The organism is Bacillota bacterium (genome assembly GCA_013314855.1).
Classification (GTDB): domain Bacteria; phylum Bacillota; class Clostridia; order Acetivibrionales; family DUMC01; genus Ch48.
The window spans coordinates 23,624-45,229 of the sequence record JABUEW010000006.1 but is presented as its reverse complement, the minus strand read 5'-3'; the positions used below and the strand labels follow the sequence as shown (position 1 = coordinate 45,229).

Sequence of the window (21,606 nt, the reverse complement as noted above, 5' to 3'; positions counted from 1 at the left end):
GCCGTTAAGTTTTAAGTTTATATAAACTGTTCCAGGTGTTTTTTCCCCAGTATAAGACCTTCTTTTACTTTTTCAATACTTCCTTCGTATAACGGGTCCTCATGTTCAATACTTATAACACCATCATAACCCGCTCCCTTAAGTGTGCTGATAAATTTGCCCCAATCTACCTGCCCCAAGCCCGGCATACGGAACATCCAATATCCTTCACCATGTTTTTTGTTCAATTGTTTATTGAAGACACCATACCATTTCAGTTTATCTTCAAAAACCTGCGCATCCTTTGCATGTACGTGGAATATCCTATCAGCAAATTTTGATACCGGCGCATTATAATCTATCAATTGAAATAACAGATGCGATGGATCATAGTTGAGCCCGAAATTTTTACTTGGTATTCTTTTAAACATTTCTTCCCATAATTCCGGAGTAAAGGAGATAGTACCGGGAAGGCCGGGTACTTGCCACCCTTGCATTGGGCAGTTTTCAATTATTATCTTTATTCCCCTGTCTTCCGCATAACGCACCAGTTCCCCGAATACTTTTTCATACTCGTCAAAGTTATCCTGGATGCTTTTATCAATGTTTCTGCCTACAAAAGTACCTACCATTGAAGTTTCAAGCATTACTGCAGCATCAATACACTTTTTTACATGGTTATTGACAAAAGACCTTTTTTCCAAGTTATTGTGAAGGTTATTGTCATAGTAAGCCAACGATGAAATAGTAAGCCCGTATTCTTTAAAACATGCTTTTATCCTTTCAGCTTCCTTCTCGGTAAGATTTGCTACATCTATGTCGCTTGAAGAATAATCCCTGTCATTATCCTTTGGCCAACATGCAACTTCGAGTGTTTGAAAGCCGTTTTCGGCAGCCCACTTTACCTTTTCCTCGAGAGGCATATTTCCTAGACATACTGTTAAAAAGCCCAGTTTCATATTTAACTCAACTCCCTTATTAATTTACTAAACAAATTATAAACTTACTTGTTAAAATATACCGGCTCTCCTGTCTTTGAGGATGTATATATAGCCTCCAATATCTCTGTAACTACAAGGGCCTGTTCGGGTTTTACAACAGGCTCGGTATCGTTAAGGATGGATTCAACCCAAAGCCTTGCTTCTTTATCTGAAGCACTTTCAGCTTTTCCTTCATAAAAAGCAACTCCGCCGGCGCCAAGTTCCGGTTTCTTTGTGTAGAGACTGCTGAATTCCTCACCGTTTATCCTAAGGCCATCCCACATATCGGCTCCACCTTCAGTACCACACAGAGTTGTTTTAGCTTCACCTACTTGGAGAGTATTTAAAGCCCAACTGGATTCCAATATTATGGTTGCGCCGTCCTCCATTACAACAAACCCGAATGCGGAATCCTCAACGGTAAATTTCTCTGGGTCCCATGGCCCCCATGCATTTGCAGCATTCTTTCTCTTGCCCAATTTATGGTATGTAGTACCCATAACAATCCTTGGCCTATAATTATCCATCATCCATAATGTAAGGTCAAGGGCGTGGGTCCCGATATCGATTAGAGGTCCTCCCCCTTGCTCTTCCTCATTCAGGAACACTCCCCATGTAGGTACGGCACGCCTGCGGATTGCATGGGCCTTTGCAAAATAAATCTCTCCAAGGTCCCCTCTACGGCATACCTTGTAAAGATATTGAGCTTCGGGAGTAAAACGGTTTTGGTAACCAATGGTAAGTTTCTTACCCGTCCGCTTTGCAGCTTCCACCATCTTGCGCGCATCTTCGGCAGTTTTAGCCATAGGTTTTTCACACATCACATGCTTACCGGCTTCCAGTGCATCAACAGTAATAAATCCATGGGATTTGTTGGGAGTACATATATGTACTACATCAATGGACTTATCTTTCAGTAAATCCCTATAATCCGTACAAACAAAAGCATCACTGGTGCCGAACTTCTTTGCCGCCTCTTCGGCCCTTTCCTTTACAATGTCGCAAAACGCAACCATCTCTACGATATCCAGCTTTTTAAGACTGGGCATATGTTTACCGTTTGCTATGCCTCCGCAGCCGATAATCCCCACCTTAAGTTTTTTGTTGCTCTCAGTACATTTACAACATGTTGACATACAACAACCCCCTTATTTTTTATAGTGATTTTCAATATAATACTTATTTTTATATTTTAACAGCAACAGCCAGCTTCATAATATTTGGCCTATTGTGCCGGCTATTCTGTTATATTCCTAGTATTCTCCTGTTATTCACCTGTTACACTTCCTTACATTCTATTAGCCTCTTTACGTTCGGTTATGCTTCGCTCGGTTACGCTTCTTTATATTTAGTTACACTTCTTTATATTCCGTTAGCTTCCCCGTCATCCTTGTTAATACTGGAAACCTTTCCGGTAGATTCTCTAATTATTAGTTCATGTTCCAGTATCACATTTCGCGGTTCACTTACCTCCCTCCGTATATGCATTAACAAAAGCTTCATTGATTCACAGCCTAATTCGTACTGGGGCTGTGAAATGGTTGTAAGGGTTGGGTTATACATTTCAGCATAACTTATACCGTCAAATCCTATGACAGAAATATCATCAGGTACCTTAACGCCTTTTTCCTTAAAGCCCCTTATTGCTCCAATAGCCATAACATCGGATATGGCAAAAACTGCAGTAGGAATATTTCCGTGCATTAATAAAAACTGTTTTGCGGCCTTTATTCCACTCTTGAAACTATAATTGCCGTATTTGATCAAACTGGGGTCAAAAACAAGCCCTGCATCTTCTATTGCTTTTTTATAACCTGCTTTACGCTGGATTGTTGACACAAAGTTGTTTTTACAGGTTATCATTCCTATCCTTTTGTGCCCTAACCCTATAAGATGCCCAACAGCCTTATATGCTCCCCTAAAATTATCTATTGAAACCTGTGATACCGAAGCCCCTTCCTTATACTCACAGCATTGTACAACAGGGAAATTTCTGCTAATATCCGATAACTCCTCTGGTCCCAATTCCGGTGCCATGAAAATAACTCCATCCGCAAGCCTGTTCCGTAATATTTGAAGATATACTGACTCCCTTTCCGGTTTGGAATCCGTATTACATAACATGATATTATAACCGTTTTCACGGGCAACAGCCTCAATACCCTTAACTACCCTTGAATAGAAAGGATTAGATATACTTGGAAGAAGAACAAGTACCATTCTGGTTTCGGTCCGCCTTAAATTCCTTCCAAGGAGGTTTGGCCGGTAATCTAAAATTTTTATGGCTTTCATTACATTTTCCCGTGTTTTTTCAGATACCAGGGGACTATTGTTAAGCACCCTGGATACTGTAGCAACAGATACACCTGCCATTTTGGCCACATCCTGAATTGTTGCCATTGCTACCCCCTTATAATGTAACGGATTACATTAACTATTATAAAGGAAGTTTAGAAGAAAATCAAGTATAATTAATTACTCTAACGGCTCATAAGGGCGGCAATTACCATTATAACTCCCGTAAGCATGTAAACTTGAACTGTCCTTGCGTTGGCTTTTATCAAACGGGGTATATCATTATAATATATTTGCGCTGTTTTAACAGCCTGGAGCGCCAATGGTACAGTTGAGAAACCCAGAAGCCAGGACCAATTCCTCAAAATAATGCTTATTAGTGGAAAGAAGGCATATGCAAGTATAAATAGCAGTTTATATATCTTAAGGGCCTTTTTTTTGCCAAGGCGTACAACCCAGTTCATTTTTCCGCCTTGCAAATCCGCTTCATAATCCGGGTATTGGTTTATCCAGAGAACATTAGCTATTAAAAGGCCTATTGGAATAGAAACAACAATAGCTCTTAAATCTATACTTCCTGTCATTACCAGATAAATTCCGCACAATATTAACGGGCCGAAAGTAATCCCAACTGTTACCTCCCCAAGGCCGCGGTATGCAAGCTTGAAAGGCGGAATACTGTAAAACACGGAAATTAAAACACCCGTTATGCCTATCCAAAAAACAGAAAATTCCTTGAATAATATGATATAAAACCCTATAAGGCACGCCGCTCCCATGGTAAGGAGAGCAACTACCCCTGCTTCAAAAACAGTAAGTTTCCCGTCAATAATGGACTTTTTCCCGCCGCTGAAAGGAGTCCTTTTTTCCGGGGAGACATACCTGTCAACTCCCGACTTATAATCTACAACTTCATTTACCGCATTTTTTCCTATTTCAATAAGGTAAATCCCTACAAGAGAGACAATAAACCAGTATACACTGAATTTTCCGGTTATGCCATAGGCAAGAGCACCACCTACAGCCATGGGGACTGTTGATGCAATCCATATTTTAGGATCGGCAATTTGCCAGAACCCTCTCCATAGTCTTTTAATTTCCGTTTCTTTCACAAATTACCCTGCTTTCCCTTTCACTTTTCCTTTAAATTTTTTAATTTTTAATTTAACTTATACATATTATATACACTATATTATATACTACCATAGTTCAATACACTACAATTTTATGGGGTGCATTGGTGTATTTTTATATGAATCTTCATTTTCATCTCCATCTCTATACAAAACCATACCCGGCTTATAAAAGGATAAAAAGATAACGAAACCGGCAAATACAAATGAGGCTAAATAAAGCACCTGGAACTTGCTGATAGGAAAAGCAAGCCCGCTAAAATCAGGCATTACATTCATAAGTATCTTTCCTATAAAAGGCGCTAAAAGCACACTTATACCATATATTGCCTTAAACCATCCTTCATAAATAGACTTACCGCTCTCTGGCATTATTTCGAACCTGTATGCCATTATGGCAATGTTAAAGCCTCCATTTCCTATCCCTGATATAATTGAAGAAAAATACATTATGAAAAAAGTTTTTTCAGTTAAAAAGAAATATATTAAATAATCTAATATGGCAATAATCGCCGATATCTTAAGGACAAATACCGTCCCTTTCCTGCCCTGTACCTTCCCCCAAAATCTTGTAGATACTATCATCAATACATATGAAACGACATTTATTGTGGATATAAATCCGTAATCGAAGTCCAAATACCTTATCAGGTATATTGATGTAAAAGATGTGGAAATTGTGAGGCTTAAATAATATAAAAATATAAAAATAAGAAAATTTCTGAATTCAATACTCAAAAAGGGTTTAAGAAATGTTGCCATGCTGTTTTTTTCATTTTCCTGGACTTTATACTCCGGTTCTTCAACAAATAACAGTATAATAACATCTACTGTCGAAAGTATTAACGAAGTAATAAAGGCTATAAGAAACCCGGTATAGGTTTTTTTGTAGAAATCCAGTACATAACCCATTATTATTGTGGAGATTGTAAAAGCAATTCTTACAATAAACATCCTGAAATATATATAATCATTCTTTTTCCCCTGGGGTACCACCTCCATGTACCAGATCATCCAACCAACCTGGTAAAACCCCCATAAAAAATTGGCAGTTATCACCATTATAGTCAATAATACAATTATTAATTTTTCATCATTGAATATTAAAGGCAGAAAAACTATGGCACTGGATAAAAACCTTGATACAATATTTGATGAAATAAGGAGCTTTTTACGTGCCCTGATCCTCTCAAATATGAGAAAAGAAAACACAGTAAGGATGGAAGCCCAAATAACTGAATTATTTAATAAGGCTACTATAAAATCCGAGCCTTTGAGATGGATAACAAAACCCGATAAAAACACTCCACTTGTCAATACATAAGCCGCATTTATAAAAGCCGCATCTATAAGAAACAAAATCTGGCTTTTTCTATACTCTCCGCAACAAATTCTATTGTGAGGCATAAGCTTTCTTTTTAGCGCTTTTATGGCTGATCTCTCCTTATCCAATAATAAGATAATATATATCCCGATAACGCAATAAATCCCGCAAAAATAAAACCTCCCGGCAGTCCCCACACCTCATTGAAAAGTCCGGCAAAAAACGGCCCTCCAAATACTCCAAGGGCATACAGTGCCTGGAAAGCACCCATGGCTGCAGCTCGTTTATCCAAATTGTATTTGTCACCTGAAAATTGGACCTTTTTATAATTGAATTTTACCTCACTTTAAAAATACATTAGTGTATGTTACCATATCCCACGCAAGACTCGGTACACGGCTGCTGGCTAGGCATTGCCATGATGACTATCTCAAGTCACTTGTATCTCACCAACTTTCACGGCGCAATCTTCACACAATCTGACTGCTGCGTAATAAAAGCAATTCTTATACCTCGGTTTTTCTAATCAATCGAATCTTCAGTTCACGTAATCGTGTTCGACAATACATTTCAGCCTGCCCGAAATCAGTTTTCAGATTCATTCTACGTTTCCCGAACCCTGCTTATCCTTCGGTTTCTATAGTACAACGCCACATCTGTTACTACCATAATGCTGTTTAAAATATAAAGAAAAATAACTGCATCATAACTGTAGATGAATTTGTGCAGAATACCTGCAATATATCCTGTAAGGATAACAAACAAAAATACTATGCTTTTACCGGCGTTTTTACGCGATTTATATGATTTGTAGATCGAAAACGGCCAAGCTGCTCCGAAACAAATCAGCATTATGGATTCAAATATACTCATAACAGCATTCATTCCTTCCGTTTGTACCTTTTCACAACCGGATCTTTACCGGCAGTCTGCCATAAGCAGGCTCTCCGGACAGTACCTTTATGACACTGGATATTGAAAGTGGTGAATATTCATATGCAGCTATGCAGGTTTCAGTATCACGGATAAAGCTGATATCATAAGGGCTTTTCAGCAGTACAGCAATCACATTTTTGTTATTGCGCTGTATTGCATTGTGAAGCTCGATTTGGCCCGGATTCAATCTGCCGTTGTACACCCCGAAAATGATGAGATCCTTGTCCGCACTTTTCCGGCAGATTTCATCAATTATGCCTTTATCCGGGTTTTGAGGAATGACAATACCTTCTCCGCCCAGGGCTTCCGTAACCGAAGCGCAAAAGGAGACCTGCAGTTTTTTTCCGTCTTCTACATTGGTTGTTAATGCCGGTTCCGCAGATATCGAAAGGATATTCTTACTTTTTACGGGCAGCAAGGAATTTTTATCCGTTATAAGAGTAATGCTTTTCCGACTCACGTCTGCGGCAAATAAAGCTGACGACTCGTCGGAAAAAAGTCTCTCAAGCTTCCGGATGTCGAGGCACAGGTCTTGCATCAATCCGTATTTTTCTTTCAGCCGCAGGATCCGTCCTATCGATTCATCTATCCTTGATTCGCCTAATTCACCGCTTTTTACCGCATTTTTTATTGCTTCCAGACTTCTGATTTGAAAGTCAAGGGTATGGGATATGCAAATCATGTCAGCACCAGCTTTGATGGCTTCTACTGTTGTCTTTTCCACTCCGTAGTTGTCAAGCACAGCCTTCATTTCGATGCAATCAGTTATTATAATGCCCTGAAAGCCCATCTGTCCGCGCAGAAGCTCTGTCAGTATCGGGTATGACATAGTCGCCGGGCGATTTTCCCCATCGAGGGCCGGAAAAATTATATGTGCAGTCATAACAGCATCAACACCGGCCTCAATTGCCTTTTTAAAAGGATAGAGCTCAACTTTTTCAAGCCTGTCGCGTCCATGAGATACAATGGGTAGTCCAAGATGGGTATCAATATCCGTATCGCCATGTCCGGGGAAATGTTTGGCGGTAGCTACAACACCTTTGTGCTGCAGTCCCTCTATATACGCGCAGCCCAGTCTTGCTACTTCATCCGGATTATCTCCGTATGAACGTGCACCAATAATAGGATTTTCCGGATTGGTGTTTACATCCAGCACAGGTGCAATATTCAAATTAATCCCCATTGCCCTCAGCTTCTCTCCCGTAAATAAGCCCTGCCGCCTGGTGCTGTCGGGGATGTCGGCAGCTCCGAATGCCATATTGCACGGAAACATCAAAGAGCGGTCACGGATGCGTGAAACATTTCCGCCTTCCTGGTCAAGTCCTATGAATGCCGGAACCTGATTATATTTAATCATATTTGACTGTATCAGGCATAAGAGCTCGGCAGTCTCTCTGACAGATCCTATGTTTCGCGAAAAAAGGGCGATATTACCGACATGATATTCTTTGATCAGCTTTTCAATATGCGGATCAAAGCCCGCTGATGGAAATCCTGCTATAATCATCTGTCCGATCTTTTGTTCCAACGTAAGATTGCTTGCTTTCATTAAAAACCCCCCAATGATAAGAAATAATGCTTTTATGTATCCTTTTATGTATCACAGGAACCTTATTTTTTGCCTATATTTATCGATAAAGCTGCGATTGAATTCCTCACCTCCATCCAGGTTGCTACTTATAAATACCGGTGGAATTATGCCCTTTGCGAGCAGTTTTTCAACCGTATTTATCACAATGATATTAACTATTGTCAGATCGGCAATGGATGATGTGGGACCAACCTTCTGATTAAAACTATCAAACTGAATGACCGCATCACCTGGAATACCACAGTTGTCTATAACATAATCAGTGACTTCATATAGTTTTTTACCGCTTTTATGACGGGATTCCACCTCCCTTGAATGGCTAATGGATGTAATCGCTACAGTAGTTATCCCCATCTTTCGCGCTTCTATGGCAGCTTCTACTACTACACTATTTCGTCCGGAATTGGATACAAGAAATAATATATCGCCACTTTGAATGCCGCTTTCTTCCAGAAGTATTTCTGCCATGCCTTCAAGTCTTTCCATAAGGGTCCCCTTATAGGCGCCGCAATGGAGCATGAGCGACGGCTCAAGAATCGGATAGATTGGTACGAGTCCTCCTGCCCGGTAGAACGGCTCCTCGCACACCATGTGGGAATGTCCAGTCCCTAAAAAATATAAAAAATGATCTTCCATTATACTCTCTGCACACAGGGAAGAAACCTTTTCAAGCACTTCCGACTGCTGGTCCGCAATTTTGTCAAGAATACCTTTTACGATTTCTAGATATGTGAAATTCATCAAACCACTCCTTGTGTAATTTTTTGTATAATCCTTGCGACAAGCTCTGCTTTGAAAGATAAGCTATCCACAAGTATATATTCGCTTTCGGTATGAGAGTTTTCACCCTCGGGTCCAAGACCATCAAGCACGGGAATAGGATAAATTCCGGCAAAAGCTGCATCTCCACCTCCGCCTGTTTTTCTGGGATGAAGCTGTCGTCCAAGTATTTCAGCTTCCTGCCGTGCAATTTCAAAAAGACGTATACAGCCGTCGTTTGCCACTAATGGAGGCCTATCCGAGAAAATACACACCTCAGCTGATGTATAGAGAACATCTGCCGCGTTAACAATTTCCGAAAGACGGTTTAGAATTCTTGAACGGTCTTCTCGAGCAAAATACCTGATCTCACCTTCTATCTTTACGAGTGGTGCAACAATATTCCGTGCACTTCCTCCGTTTATCTTACCAATGTTTACTGTTATTTCTCTCTCATTGTCCCTTAGAGCATAAAGTTTTAGGATTTTATAAGCTGCTGCTTCTATTGCGCTGCTTCCAAGCATGTAATTAACACCGGAATGTGCGGCTATGCCGGTCACTTCCATATCGAAAGATATGATTCCCTTTCTTTCGGTGGTCAGCGTTGCAGGTTTTGCACCTTCAAAGCTCAGGACTGCCTCGGATGTTAAGGCATGTTCCTTGATGTATTTTTCACTGCACCTCGAACCGGTTTCTTCGTCAGAGTTCAGAAATGCGGTAACCCTGTACCCAGCGGGAATATCAGCCGCAATTCGTTTCATGACTTGCACAATAATACTCAATCCACCCTTCATATCCAGCACTCCAGGGCCATAAACACGGCTGCCGTCGCATCTGAAAGGCCTGTTTGCAGCGGTTCCGGCAGGGAAAACCGTATCCATATGTCCCAGAAGAAGAATTTTCTTTTGTCCGTGCCCTGCAGTGAGCTCCAGAAAATCTCCCACTGCATTCTGCCGGTGGCGTATAACTGTAAAACCGACCTCCCTGCATTCTTTTTCAATAACCTGTGAGAATCGGTCTACATCTGTCTTACAATAAGTGTTACTGTCAATGTTGGTGTAGATTTCCAACCTCTTCAGCAATTCATCTATATCTGCATTCAATATAAACACCTCATATTGCCTTTCCGGCTAAATATTCAAAAGCTTCAAGCAATTCATGCTCAGAGTCGGATTCGTACGGACATGCAATGCTTTCATAATCGTACTGACCGGTTTTTGCTCCTGCGATGTACCCTGAATATCCTCCGCAGTAACCGAAGATAAGAGACCTGCCTCCGCCTGGATCCACAATGGCCGAGATTTTCTGGCCGGTTTCGAGACTTATCTCAAGCGGCACACACGCAATAGAAAGACTGCCGACTTTAACAAGTCGGACTACCACTTCTTTATAACAGTCGTCTCCGGAAACAACGGTATTGGGCAGACTTTTGACATCTCTGTCCGGACGTTCGAGCACTAGAAGTGAAGATTCATAATTCCTTTTCAAAGGGCTGTCTCCGACTTTTGCGAGAAGTCTACGGATTTCACGTTTTTTAGCTTCCTTTTCATTGAATGAAAGATTTTTTTTATATCTCAATAAAACGCTCCTTTTTTCGGCGAAAAAGACCGGATTATGAATCAACTTAAAGGACAAACCGGCTTCAAGCACACTCCCGGCTATTATCCGTCCCAGCCTTTCTGCTTCTGCAAAGGTAGCAGCAGTCTTAAAATGACGGGTGGAGATATCTCCTGCCGCACCATTTATAAAAATGTGTCGTTCCATCCCTGCATCCTTTAATCCCAGCTCCAGGCCATATAACAGGTCTTTGGAGATAAAGAAATTATTTTCATCTAAAACCGTCGGATGACAGGGAAGATTTACAAGCATGACACATCCGTCATCACGCACAGCCTTAACGATACAGGCCTTGATTTTATATCCTGCAGGCTCCGGTACCTCATTCCTTACCGAAGCTAGATCTCCGATCTCCGTGCATGCCAATTGTAAAAATGCCGCTCTGGAATCTCTTTTCGCTGAAAAAAACGCTTCTTTACATGATTTAACAAGAAGATCAAAGTATTCCTTATTGAAATCAGCTCTTCCGGTAAATATCCCGGATGGACCGCTGTGATTGTGAGTGGCGCATACAAGCATCCTGTCGTCGGCAATCTTTTCTCCGCATGCCAACAATGCTTTTATAATCTCATCGGTAAGGTTCTCATCAATCCCCAATAAATCTAAAGAGAATATTGCAAGGTGTTCTCCACCGTCTTCCAACAGAAGGCATTTTGCATACAGGTCATCGTGAATGCCTTTGAACGGTATACATCTTTTATCGTAGCCCGCCATCGGCATGGTTGTAAACGGGGTTATAATTCTCTGTGCAAAACCGACCTGCATATCTCATCACCTCTCTTCATCGTGCGTCATCCGGCACTTGCATATGATTCTTTCAACGGAATTATTGTAGTTATTACCGTCGGGAACATTGTATGAAAGCAGCAGTGCGGCTGTAGCAGGGGAAACCTCAGGCCAGGTGATACGGAAATTGTGCGAACCGCCTTCAGTAAGTTTTCTTTTGACCAGTTTTGATATGCATTCGCACTTTTTCAAAACACTTCCCGAAAATACTACAACTGTTTCATCATCTGTAACATTCATAGCTTTATAAACCGCAACAATGGAAGCTACTATCGCATTTGCAGCATCCTCAAGTATTTCAGCTGCTATCCGGTTTCCTTCCGAATAAAGTGCAAATACGCAATTTGCGGCGGAGGCAATTCTGACTCTTGATAAAGACGGATCCGCGTAAATAATTTTTATAAGCTCCCTCATGGAGCTAATGGAGAAATGCTTTAGTACGGCGTTTTCAAACGGTTTGTTTTCTGCAATCCCGTCAAAGGATTTTACTGCAAGCCTGATTGCTTTGTTGCCAATACTATACCCGGAACCTTCATCTCCGATGAGATGACCCCAGCCATCAACTTTTACCCATGAGATATCCTCCCTAATGCCGTAGGCAACTGCCCCGGTGCCGGACACCATTACAATACCGGGTTTACCAAAGGTAGCGCCATAAAAAGCTATATATGCATCATTGTTAAAGCGTATGTATTTAGCAGGGACGCATCCTTCAAAAAAGGCCCGTACCTTTTGGCTTTCGGAAAAAAACTCCACCGCAGCCGAACCGAAATATGCGCTATAAAGTGTTTCGTCTTTAATACCGGCACAGGACAGCGCTTGTTTTGTACTCTCTTTTATAGAAGCTGATGCTATGGAAAAACCGCAAGAAAGAAAGTTCGAAGGACCTCCTGTACCCTTGGCCAGCACTCTTCCATATTCGTCGGCCAGTATGCATGTCGTCTTTGTGCCTCCGCAGTCGTATCCTGCAAATATCTTCATGTTTTTACCCCTTTACTGCGCCTACGGTCAGGCCACTCAAATAGTATTTCTGTAATGCGATGAATATGATAATCGGCGGCAGAATAGCTATGGTCATACCGGCCGACAGCAACCCCCACTGTGTCACATTAAGACCGCGGAACATGGTAAGTGCCAGCTGCAGTGTCTTCATTTTCAGTTCCGATATGATAATGAGGGGCCAGAAAAACTGGTTCCAGGCCCACATGGATTTTAATATGGCCATCGTTGCAAGAGCCGGCTTTGAAAGGGGGAGCATTACAGTGAAGTATATCCGGAAATTCGACGCTCCGTCTATCTTTGCCACTTCCTCAAGCTCTATAGGTAATGTTTCAAAATACTGCTTGAACATGTAAATACCCAATCCTGAGGATAAAAACGGGACTATCAACCCGGCATAAGTATTTGTCCAGTGGAGGCTTCTCACAATGATGAACATCGGTACAACAGTCACATATATCGGTATCATCAACGTTGAAAGCGCAAGATAAAAGAAAAGCTTTCTGCCTGGAAATTCTTTTCGCCCAATGACATAGCCTGCCATTGAATCAAACAGGAGGCCTGATATTGTTATGATAACGGTCGTAACGAGGCTGTTCTTGAAAAAGGTTCCCATAGTGACGCTCTTGTTGAATACCCTGGGGAAATTCCATGATTTTATGTAGTTATCCAGTGTAAGATTCTTAGGTATCAGACTGGATGACGTTATAATCGAATCATTCGTAAGTGAGGTGGAAAGTGTCCACAAAAGCGGAAGGAGCATAAAAACTCCTATTCCGATCAATGCTATATTAACAAGTACTTTCTTCACAACCTGCGCTTTGTCCAAAAATTTTCACTCCCTCCAAGTTATTTTTCGTCAAATCCCTGTAATATTTAACAGATAAACGATTCGGCAATGCTTTACTCATTCTGATTTAGATATTTTATTCTGAATCATCGTCAGAAGCAGAAGCATAACAAAAAGCACATAGGCTACTGCACTTGCGCTACCCATGTTATATTCCTCAAAACCTTTTTTGTATAGATAATTTACTATTGTCATCGTACTGTAGCCCGGTCCTCCGCCGGTCATGACATTGACGGGGGTAAAAACCTGGAAGGACGCAATAACTTGTGTGATCAGGAGGAATATGATGGTAGGCTTCAATAGGGGCAGTGTTATATAAATCAATTTCTTAAATGTGGAAATCGGGTCTAGTGCAGCAGCTTCGTATATCTCACCAGGAATGCTTGCAAGCCCTGAGAGGTATATTATCATAATATATCCTATTTCCTTCCAGATAACAAGAAGCATTACGGTGGGAAGCGCCAGTTTACTGTCGGAAATCCAGCCTAAAGGCTGCATGCCGGCTTTAATAAGCAAAGTGTTTATTAAACCGTTAGGAGTGGGATTGAATATTATTGTCCAGATAATTGAAACGGCAACCATCGAAGATACATATGGAATATAAAATCCTACTTTATAGACAGTTTTTAACCTGACGAAGCTGCTGTTTATTATCAAGGCTATTAATAAGCCCAGCACCATTTCAAACGGTATAGTGCCAATCACAAAATATACTGTATTAACGACACTGACGGTAAACACCTTGTCATGCAAGAGAGATAGGTAGTTTTGTATACCGTTAAACTGCGCCACTTTGATAGTCATCATATTGTACTTGAAAAAGGATAGATATAATGAATGAATAACCGGCCAGAAAATGAATACGGCGAATATGATATAAGCCGGGGCAAGAAATAGATAGTAACCCGCCTTTTCCTTCCTGGTACTGACAATCATGAATATCACCTCCTGTTAAAATATGTTTTCGGGTGTACTGTAATTGTACACCTAAATTGTACACCCGAAAACCATTCTGTTATTTACTGCTTGAGTGCATCGTTTATTGCCGTGTCAATATCCTGGAGGGCTTTATCAATAGTTTTTTGATTTGAAACTGCAGATTGAATCTCACCCCTCAGTATAGTAGTTATGGTGTTTGATTTTTCGGTTTTGACATAATACTTGCCATATGAAACAGCCTGGGTAAAAACCTTTTTGATTGGATCTTCAGTAAATGCGGGATTGGACGCTGCCGATTTGAGAGAGGGAATAAACCCTACAGTTTTGCAGTAGTCCACCTGATTGTCTGTACTCACCAAAAATCTGAGCAGTTGCGCTGCTTCGTCGGGATTTTTGGACAGAACCGGGATAACAAACACATCCGCTCCTGCAAAAGCCGTCTGCTTTTGTTCGTGAGGCATCTGACCGACTCCGATTTTGTCTTTCATAGCCGGGTCCTTCATGAGCTCCTTCACATAGTCCTGTGTTGTAACAAACATAGCCACCTCACCATTTGCAAACATTTTCTGTATATCAGCCAGATTAAGATTCACCGAACCGGGAGGAGTTATATTGTTATCAAAGAATTTTTTATAGTATTCGATAGCTGCCTTCCAGCTTGGCGTATTTACTGTTGACTTGGTCATATCCTCATTCAGGATTTCACCACCCAGATTCCAGACGAACGGCAGGTACTGGGAGGCATATCTCGCAGAGGTGCCGAAACCATAAACCTGAACGCCGTCAATCTTCTTTGTCAGTGCGGCGGCATTATTGTAAAACTCTTCGTGTGTCCACGAAGTGGTAGGCTCAGGGACACCTGCTTTCTGGAAGAGATCTTTGTTGTAAACTATGGTCCTAGCATCGCCGAAAAGGGGGACGGATATTAATTTCCCTTTGAGTTTTTCATTTTTGCCTGTATAAGTACATTCATTTACAAACTGCAAATCATTTTTGAATGTATCGTCTATGTACTTATCCAATGAAATGATTTGATCACTGTTGGCAAGTACAAAGTCAAAAGGTGATCCAACAATTAGCAAATCCGCAATATCATTTCCTACGATAGCTGCCTGAAACTTGGCATGTGGATCTTCAGCCCAAGAAATAGCTTGGTATTCAACAGTGATATTCGGGTATTTCTCCGTGAATTTGTTGATTAATTCGGACATTTTCTCCGAAGCCCCAGCTGTATCGCCTCCGGCCTGCCAAAATCTCAAGGTGACAGGTTTAGACGGCTTAGGGCTGGGAGTAGTGGGAGCAGTATTTTCCACTGTTGTTTTTTCTGTTGTTGACTTTGATGAGCCGGATGAACCGGTACAGCCTGATAACATTACTGTCGTTAAAATGATAGTTAGAAGAAGTGTAAATGCTTTTTTCATTTTGATATCCCCTTTCATGTTTTGTTTTTATATTTCCGCTTTTTAGAGCGGTTAAAGCTTTTAAAAATTTCATTTTATCTTCTTAAGGACAATATATTTATTTATTTTGCATATTAAAATTATAATTACTTGTACGAATGTTATTACCAGTTAGATAAAATAAAAAATAGTTATGTATCTCTCCCAAGCTTGACGTGGTAACGGAATTTGTCGCCGCGGACGATACTCTTTGTGTATTCGATGATCCTGTCGTTTTCATATGTAATTCTTTCTATTTTCATACCGGGAAGATTAGGCCCATAGTTTAAAAGCCTTGACTCCTCTTCTCTGATAAGTACCGGCTCGAAGCTTTCCTCCGCATGGGTCAGCTGTGCCCCGAATTTTTCCGTAAATACAAGGTACATGGAATTATGCTCAAGGTCTTTTTTTTCCAAGCCGAGAAACCGGTCATACAATACAAAGTTGTTTTCAATCATAATCGGCTCTGAATTTATCAGCCTCAGACGTTTAAAGTTATATATTTTTGTACCTGTCTCGACCCGGAACTTTTTTGCTATTTTTTCATCACAAGCTGTTTCCCTAAATTCCAGCACAACTGAAGTCGGATTTTTCCCCAGCTGTTTCATATCTTCCGTAAAGCTGTAAATCTTACTGAGATACTGGTTGTACTTCTTTGGTGCTACAAAGGTTCCCTTGCCCTGGCACCTGTAGATATAACCTTCTTTTTCAAGCTCCTGTATAGCCTGGCGAACAGTCGAACGGCTCACTCCATACATATTGCACAGTTCACGCTCCGAGGGAAGCTTATCATTTTCCAAAAAATACCCGGATTCTATTTTATTCTGGATTATATCGCTCAATTGGTAATACAATGCAACTCTGCTGCTTCTCTTTATGCCAGCGCCTTCTGACATTTTGACATCCTCTTGTCTATTATAATTTTAAAAGTGGTACGTACCATCCTTATTAAGTATATTATATTTGTTTTATAATGTCAATAGAAAAGTATTTAGATTTTACATTTTTTCTTATAGACTTAGCTGATTCAGATCATTGATGTCGGATACCTTTTCCCTGCCTACAAGTCCTACAAGGGCATACATCTTGGAAATAGGGTTATATCTCAATTCCTTGATAAGCTGAAAATTTTCAATATCTCCGGTGTTTTTAACGAGGATCCTGGGACCAGTACAGGGGTATATGGTATCTCCGTCTATGAGGATATGATTCTCGTCATGATAGCAAATATCGATTTCACGGTTGATAATCGCCTTAACTCTGTTTTCGAGGTCATAAATATCTATATCGGGTTTTTCCGCAAATTCCAGCACAAAACCGTGTTTTACATCACTGTGCACAATTGAGTGAGAAAAGTGAAAATCCTTCTCCAACACCATACAGGTCAGATCTTCGGCTGTGTGTACCATTTTTCTATACTTGATGGATTTGAAAACAATGTCGGCGATATCTTTGGGCTGTGGTCCGAATATATTGGGACGTGTAACAATTACTTCCTCACCGATGCCCACAAGAATTTCTGCGTTCAACCCAAGAATCCGGCAAATGAGGTCGAAGTGTTCGACGATGACGCTTTTGTCCTGGTCGATAGCCCTTTTTATCGCATATGCCATCACATGCATCTGGGTAAAAGCAGATTCGAACCTTACATCTATATGATATGTGTGGCTGCTAAAGAAGCCCGAGTCAATATTTTTTAAAAGGGGCAACGGCCTTATATTGATGCCCTCATCATCATTGGAAAGCTCCAATCCCGGAAACATTCCCTTGATCAGCAGAGATTTCCCGGCGCCTGCGTCTTCGATAAAGCCTATCAATCTGTCCATCGCGCTCAAATGATGTTGAGCGAGCTGATGTCCCAGGTTTAGGAACCTCTGCTCTTTCCGTCTCCTGTTTATACTCCACCTGCGTAATGTCCCGGATGCCTCCCGGACCGGGAAGGACGTAAGAGTTTGATTTTTCGTAGAGAGTGTGCGCCGCTACCGACAGTGTAGTACATTTCCGGGCTGGATTCATGGGTTCTACACCAAAACAGTCTTCCGACAGGTACCCCATCATGCAGTCGCTTCCGCTTCCGGGAACTGCTGCGATGCACGCGCATTCGAGAATCTTTCCCATATGTACCGCAAGTCCCGCATCATAGCCCATTTTAATGGCCATTGCTGCAAAAACGGCAGGATCGTAAGCCCTTCCCGCAACAATTACCTGTGCACCTTCTTCAAGCGCTTTAATAAAAGGTTCAACTCCCATTTGGCCTACAATTCTGACCGATTTGTCCAATTCCCCGGCTGTCAGCTGAGGAACGGGCCCGAGCGGGGAAATTTTACCCTGTGCAAGCTTTTCAGCGACAATACTTTTGGGTATTTCGGCATGGATTACCGCCATTTTGAAATTAAGGTTCAGCTCGCGGCTAATTTCCTTGATTATATCCACATTCCACTTCAGATGAGGTTCCCCTCCGCAGCCTCCGGCTGAACCTATAATTACGGGTATACCCTATTCCAAAGCTGCGGAAATCATTATTTTCAGGTCCCTTTTGACAGCCAGCCTTTCGGTAAAGGATACCCCGGCTCCAAGGTAGTAAGGCCCGGGGTCTGTCGAACCCGCATCTACGGCTATAACATGCGGGTGCCTTTTTAATCCTTCCTCGAAGGACTTCAAAGGAAATCCGTATCCTAGTATGGCAGTGGGGGATATCACGCGCAGTTCTTCCAAGTTCATTCCTCCTTTTAAATAGAGCTGTTTTTCTTTTCATAAAAGCCAGGATCCTCTGCATTTCGTTATAAACGATCATGAATCCTTCATCTCTTTATCTGTATCATATGTCCGGCCCTGTTGTCGGCAAAGTATTTTATATCTTCCAGGGTGTTGCACCATTCGTCGGCAACTATCTGGACGCCAAGACCCTTTTCGTCAACCAGGCAGGTCAATTCCTTCAATGCAAGCATCTGCTTTTCACGTTCTTCAACGTCAACGTGACCTTCTATCCTCAGCTTCAAAGGACGGGTAGCCTTTTCAAGCTCCTGCAGATATTCTGTAATCCGGGCATAATCACTGCCGAAAGCCAGTCCCAACGTACCGTATACATCCAGATGAAGTACCGGTTTATAGTCGCTACGGGGCTTAAGCTCGTCAATCCTTTTAACAAGCCACCTGACATATTCCAAGAGCAACTCGCCCCTTTCGCCAAGCTTGCTCTTGACGTTGTTGATAAGACCATGAGGCAGGAACTGGGCACCTTTTATTATCATCTTATCCATGGTATGAAGCTCCGTCAGGCACGGCATTCTTCTTAATAGCCCTCTGGTCGTCGAAAAAAAAGTCCGTCCTTCCTTTTGAACAAATCAGGTCTATTATTTTCATTTTCCCACACTCCTATTTTGGCCTTCCTACAAGTCTTTCCTTGCTGATTGCATAGATGTCGTCTATAACCATCTGGAAGCTTATATCCTGCTTTTCATACCTTGCCCGCTCTTGCATCTTCCGCCGGTGAAAGTCCTTTATTTCCTCATTGAACGGAAGATCGCCGAAATCCAGAAAACGTACGGCTCCCGTATTATCCCTGGCCGGAAGGGTCTTGCCCTTGTTGTATATGCTAGGAGCAAAGGGCACGTCGATCACACCCGCTTCAAATGCTCTAACCGCACCTAAGGCAATGTCCTCGTCCCCCAGTTCGAAGGGTTTATCAAGTATGCTCCTCGTTTCCGCATATATTATTTTCATCTCGTTATCAAGCTCGTTGGTCAGCGGCATGCATTGATCACGGAGCATGGTTGCCAGCTGCTTCGTAGCCTTCAATCCCTGGGCATTTGCTTCCTTGGTGGGAATTCCTATGGCTTCGTGAGGTGTTTTGACTATTACTTTTGTTGCTCCTGCCAGTGAAGCAGCTGCAGCACCCCAGGATATGACTGCGAAGGCTTTCGATTCATCCTGGGGGAAGCCACCCATCCACTGGTGCAGTACCATTGTTACAACCACATCGTCATGCCCGGATTTTTTCAGATATTCCTCTGTCAGGACTTCCAGTGTCCGTATTGCAGAGATGTCCTGGAGCAGATTTCCGCACTGGCCGTAGCCTACGGTTATACTTTGAAGGACGTAAAGCCTCCAGCAATGGTAATCTCCGCCAGAAGCCTTGCATCGGGTGTGCCGTGTCTTATCTGCACAGGGGCCTTTACCGATTCATTGACGCGCCTGCAGACCTGAACACCGTAGTTAACCGCCGGAAAACCGTTCAGCATCGACCTGCCTGTTTCAATGCTTTCCTTGATTCCGGCCTCTGCCTCTTCATATCTGTTGTGCCTCGTATAGCTGTCAATTGTAGTAGGAAGCAAATCGGCCTCTTCTTCATCCGGCGGCACTGCTGCAGGCAAACTTTTCTTCAATCACAATTGGCCCCAGCTGCTGCCGCAGTTTTTTTTACAGCATTGTCCAGGCCTTCGTTCACATCGGTTTGGAGGGTGGTCGATGCGTTTGCACAGCCCAAAACTACCTTTTTTCTAATGTCGATGGCCGTTATTTTTGTAAAGGTGCTTCCTATATCTATCAAAAGAATGCAGGGCATGTCTATTCAACTCCCAGGTCTTTTTTCAGATCCGCAATGGCCACCTCGGGAGGCGTGCCGGGAGGGTATACCCTGCTGAAGCCCATCGCTTTGAATTTTGCTTCTACCTCTTCAAAAGGGGTTTTACCTACGACCAGATTGCCAACAACATATAGCGGTACATCTCCGAGCCCTGCTTCGTCGCACTTTCCCCTCAGCACCCTGCAGTCAATCTCTCCATGCCCATAAAGTGAGGAAACGACAATGGCATTGGCAGCAGTTTCTACCGCAGCTTTTACGAACTCTTCCTGCGAAACCATGACTCCGAGGTTTACCACATGAAAACCTGCCTGGGTAAATGCATATGCCAGTATCCTGTTGCCTGCTGCGCGAACATCTGCCCCGATGACCCCAATCACAAGCGTTTTTTTATTCATTACCAAAACCACCCTTATATAAAATTACAATTGCAGATTTATCCTTTTCATATCGTATTTGATATCTGTTCTTCTATATACATCATCGAACCTCTTTCAATCTGGTATTCAAACAGTATGATTCTGCCTCCTCCGGCACTGAATAAGTCAAATAACGGCTTTTGCACAGAACCGGCTTCCCTGATGAAATCGGGTGAAATGATAAATGTCTGCTTCAGAAAAGCATCAAGATTCAGTTCAGGCCCTTCAAAAGCATATTTTACTTTATCTGTATCTATCTCCAGTGATTTAAGGCTGTTCATGATTATTTCGAGGAACTTTCTGCTGCGGCATATTATCCCTATGGTACTGCCCTGAGCAATAGTTACCAGGTCAATGATAGTCTGCCTGTTGGGTGATACCGTCGCTTGTATTATTCTGTCCCTGAGTGTCGAATGCAAGCCTGTCAACTTACCGTAATGGGTCGAAGTGGTCAATATGATGCCAAACTCGGTGAAAATATTTTCGGGACTTGAGCTGGAATCGACTTCATCCAGCAAAAATATGAAAATTTCTACATTGGATATATACGAAAGCTGTTTTTTAAAGATTGACAGGGCCTCGGGATTGCAGTCCACCGCCGCAATCCGAACCTTTTTCTGAATTTTTTCTCTCTCCAGCATCCTGATTTCGAACAATGTATGGATCTCTTTTGACTTAAGCCTGAGAATTTCAAGCTCATCAATAACGCGGTTAATCAGCTCGACAGCCTTTCCCTTACAACCTTCCTCCAGTATGTCCTGCCTTTTTGAGACAAATGTACCCCCGCCCTGAACGGTTTCCAGGATGCGGTTTTTTTCAAGTTCTACGTAAGCTTTGTTAATAGTCCCTCGGGCAATATTCATCATTCTGGCGAGTTCCCTTTCCGGAAGAAGCCGGTCTCCAGGTTTGAGAATGCCTTTTTCAATCAAAAGCGTGATCTGTTCTATTATCTGCTTATATATAGGGGTAGTACTCTTT

General features: G+C 42.1%; 21 protein-coding genes and 3 pseudogenes. All 24 read right to left on the bottom strand.

The window, feature by feature from the left end:
- Window positions 1–17 precede the first annotated feature (17 nt).
- Window positions 18–938 carry a sugar phosphate isomerase/epimerase gene (locus tag HPY74_01925; protein NSW89433.1) on the bottom strand — a complete coding sequence of 307 codons (921 nt, stop codon included), beginning with the start codon at window positions 936–938 and terminating at the stop codon, window positions 18–20.
- 44 nt (window positions 939–982) lie between these two features.
- Complete coding sequence (locus HPY74_01920) at window positions 983–2,095, bottom strand: Gfo/Idh/MocA family oxidoreductase (protein NSW89432.1); 1,113 nt, start codon at window positions 2,093–2,095, stop codon at window positions 983–985.
- Window positions 2,096–2,321: 226 nt separating this feature from the next.
- The gene (locus HPY74_01915; GenBank protein NSW89431.1) at window positions 2,322–3,359 is read right to left on the bottom strand and encodes a LacI family DNA-binding transcriptional regulator; all 1,038 of its coding nucleotides are present in this window, start codon (window positions 3,357–3,359) and stop codon (window positions 2,322–2,324) included.
- An 80-nt stretch (window positions 3,360–3,439) separates the two neighbouring features.
- Window positions 3,440–4,366, bottom strand: a complete 927-nt coding sequence (locus tag HPY74_01910) for a prenyltransferase (GenBank protein NSW89430.1) — start codon at window positions 4,364–4,366, stop codon at window positions 3,440–3,442.
- A 105-nt stretch (window positions 4,367–4,471) separates the two neighbouring features.
- A complete protein-coding gene (locus HPY74_01905) occupies window positions 4,472–5,794 on the bottom strand; it encodes an MFS transporter (GenBank protein ID NSW89429.1) in 1,323 nt (440 codons plus the stop codon).
- Window positions 5,795–5,814: 20 nt separating this feature from the next.
- Window positions 5,815–6,003, bottom strand: a complete 189-nt coding sequence (locus HPY74_01900; protein NSW89428.1) for a hypothetical protein — start codon at window positions 6,001–6,003, stop codon at window positions 5,815–5,817.
- Window positions 6,004–6,314: 311 nt separating this feature from the next.
- Window positions 6,315–6,584, bottom strand: coding sequence for a hypothetical protein (locus HPY74_01895; protein NSW89427.1), 270 nt, complete (start codon window positions 6,582–6,584; stop codon window positions 6,315–6,317).
- A gap of 31 nt (window positions 6,585–6,615) precedes the next feature.
- The gene (locus HPY74_01890; protein NSW89426.1) at window positions 6,616–8,196 is read right to left on the bottom strand and encodes a glycoside hydrolase family 3 protein; all 1,581 of its coding nucleotides are present in this window, start codon (window positions 8,194–8,196) and stop codon (window positions 6,616–6,618) included.
- A gap of 51 nt (window positions 8,197–8,247) precedes the next feature.
- Window positions 8,248–8,979, bottom strand: a complete 732-nt coding sequence (locus HPY74_01885; GenBank protein ID NSW89425.1) for an SIS domain-containing protein — start codon at window positions 8,977–8,979, stop codon at window positions 8,248–8,250.
- Window positions 8,979–10,100 carry a M20/M25/M40 family metallo-hydrolase gene (locus tag HPY74_01880; protein ID NSW89424.1) on the bottom strand — a complete coding sequence of 374 codons (1,122 nt, stop codon included), beginning with the start codon at window positions 10,098–10,100 and terminating at the stop codon, window positions 8,979–8,981. Before HPY74_01880 ends, HPY74_01885 begins: the two co-directional genes overlap by 1 nt.
- 10 nt (window positions 10,101–10,110) lie before the next feature.
- On the bottom strand, window positions 10,111–11,379 hold the full coding sequence (locus tag HPY74_01875; GenBank protein NSW89423.1) for a neutral/alkaline non-lysosomal ceramidase N-terminal domain-containing protein: 1,269 nt from the start codon (window positions 11,377–11,379) through the stop codon (window positions 10,111–10,113).
- 6 nt (window positions 11,380–11,385) lie between these two features.
- The gene (locus HPY74_01870; GenBank protein ID NSW89422.1) at window positions 11,386–12,381 is read right to left on the bottom strand and encodes a hypothetical protein; all 996 of its coding nucleotides are present in this window, start codon (window positions 12,379–12,381) and stop codon (window positions 11,386–11,388) included.
- Window positions 12,382–12,385: 4 nt separating this feature from the next.
- Window positions 12,386–13,228, bottom strand: a complete 843-nt coding sequence (locus HPY74_01865; GenBank protein NSW89421.1) for a carbohydrate ABC transporter permease — start codon at window positions 13,226–13,228, stop codon at window positions 12,386–12,388.
- Between the two features lie 78 nt (window positions 13,229–13,306).
- Entirely contained in the window at window positions 13,307–14,185 is an 879-nt protein-coding gene (locus tag HPY74_01860; GenBank protein ID NSW89420.1) for a sugar ABC transporter permease, read from the bottom strand.
- Between the two features lie 83 nt (window positions 14,186–14,268).
- Complete coding sequence (locus tag HPY74_01855) at window positions 14,269–15,609, bottom strand: extracellular solute-binding protein (GenBank protein NSW89419.1); 1,341 nt, start codon at window positions 15,607–15,609, stop codon at window positions 14,269–14,271.
- Window positions 15,610–15,779: 170 nt separating this feature from the next.
- Window positions 15,780–16,523, bottom strand: coding sequence for a GntR family transcriptional regulator (locus HPY74_01850; GenBank protein ID NSW89418.1), 744 nt, complete (start codon window positions 16,521–16,523; stop codon window positions 15,780–15,782).
- A 114-nt stretch (window positions 16,524–16,637) separates the two neighbouring features.
- Window positions 16,638–17,453 carry an alanine-tRNA synthetase second additional domain-containing protein gene (locus tag HPY74_01845; protein ID NSW89417.1) on the bottom strand — a complete coding sequence of 272 codons (816 nt, stop codon included), beginning with the start codon at window positions 17,451–17,453 and terminating at the stop codon, window positions 16,638–16,640.
- Window positions 17,362–18,342, bottom strand: a pseudogene (locus HPY74_01840) (acyclic terpene utilization AtuA family protein). The gene HPY74_01845 and the pseudogene HPY74_01840 overlap by 92 nt, the downstream one beginning before the upstream one ends.
- Window positions 18,343–18,385: 43 nt before the next feature.
- Window positions 18,386–18,914: pseudogene (locus tag HPY74_01835) on the bottom strand (hypothetical protein).
- Window positions 18,880–18,990 (bottom strand): hypothetical protein, encoded by a 111-nt coding sequence (locus HPY74_01830; GenBank protein ID NSW89416.1) that lies wholly within the window; start codon window positions 18,988–18,990, stop codon window positions 18,880–18,882. The pseudogene HPY74_01835 and the gene HPY74_01830 overlap by 35 nt, the downstream one beginning before the upstream one ends.
- A 12-nt stretch (window positions 18,991–19,002) precedes the next feature.
- A pseudogene (locus HPY74_01825) lies at window positions 19,003–20,012 on the bottom strand (hypothetical protein).
- Window positions 20,009–20,191 (bottom strand): glutamate mutase L, encoded by a 183-nt coding sequence (locus HPY74_01820; protein NSW89415.1) that lies wholly within the window; start codon window positions 20,189–20,191, stop codon window positions 20,009–20,011. The pseudogene HPY74_01825 and the gene HPY74_01820 overlap by 4 nt, the downstream one beginning before the upstream one ends.
- A 2-nt stretch (window positions 20,192–20,193) precedes the next feature.
- On the bottom strand, window positions 20,194–20,607 hold the full coding sequence (locus tag HPY74_01815; protein ID NSW89414.1) for a methylaspartate mutase subunit S: 414 nt from the start codon (window positions 20,605–20,607) through the stop codon (window positions 20,194–20,196).
- A 47-nt stretch (window positions 20,608–20,654) separates the two neighbouring features.
- Window positions 20,655–21,557 carry a GntR family transcriptional regulator gene (locus HPY74_01810; protein NSW89413.1) on the bottom strand — a complete coding sequence of 301 codons (903 nt, stop codon included), beginning with the start codon at window positions 21,555–21,557 and terminating at the stop codon, window positions 20,655–20,657.
- Between the last annotated feature and the right edge of the window lie 49 nt (window positions 21,558–21,606).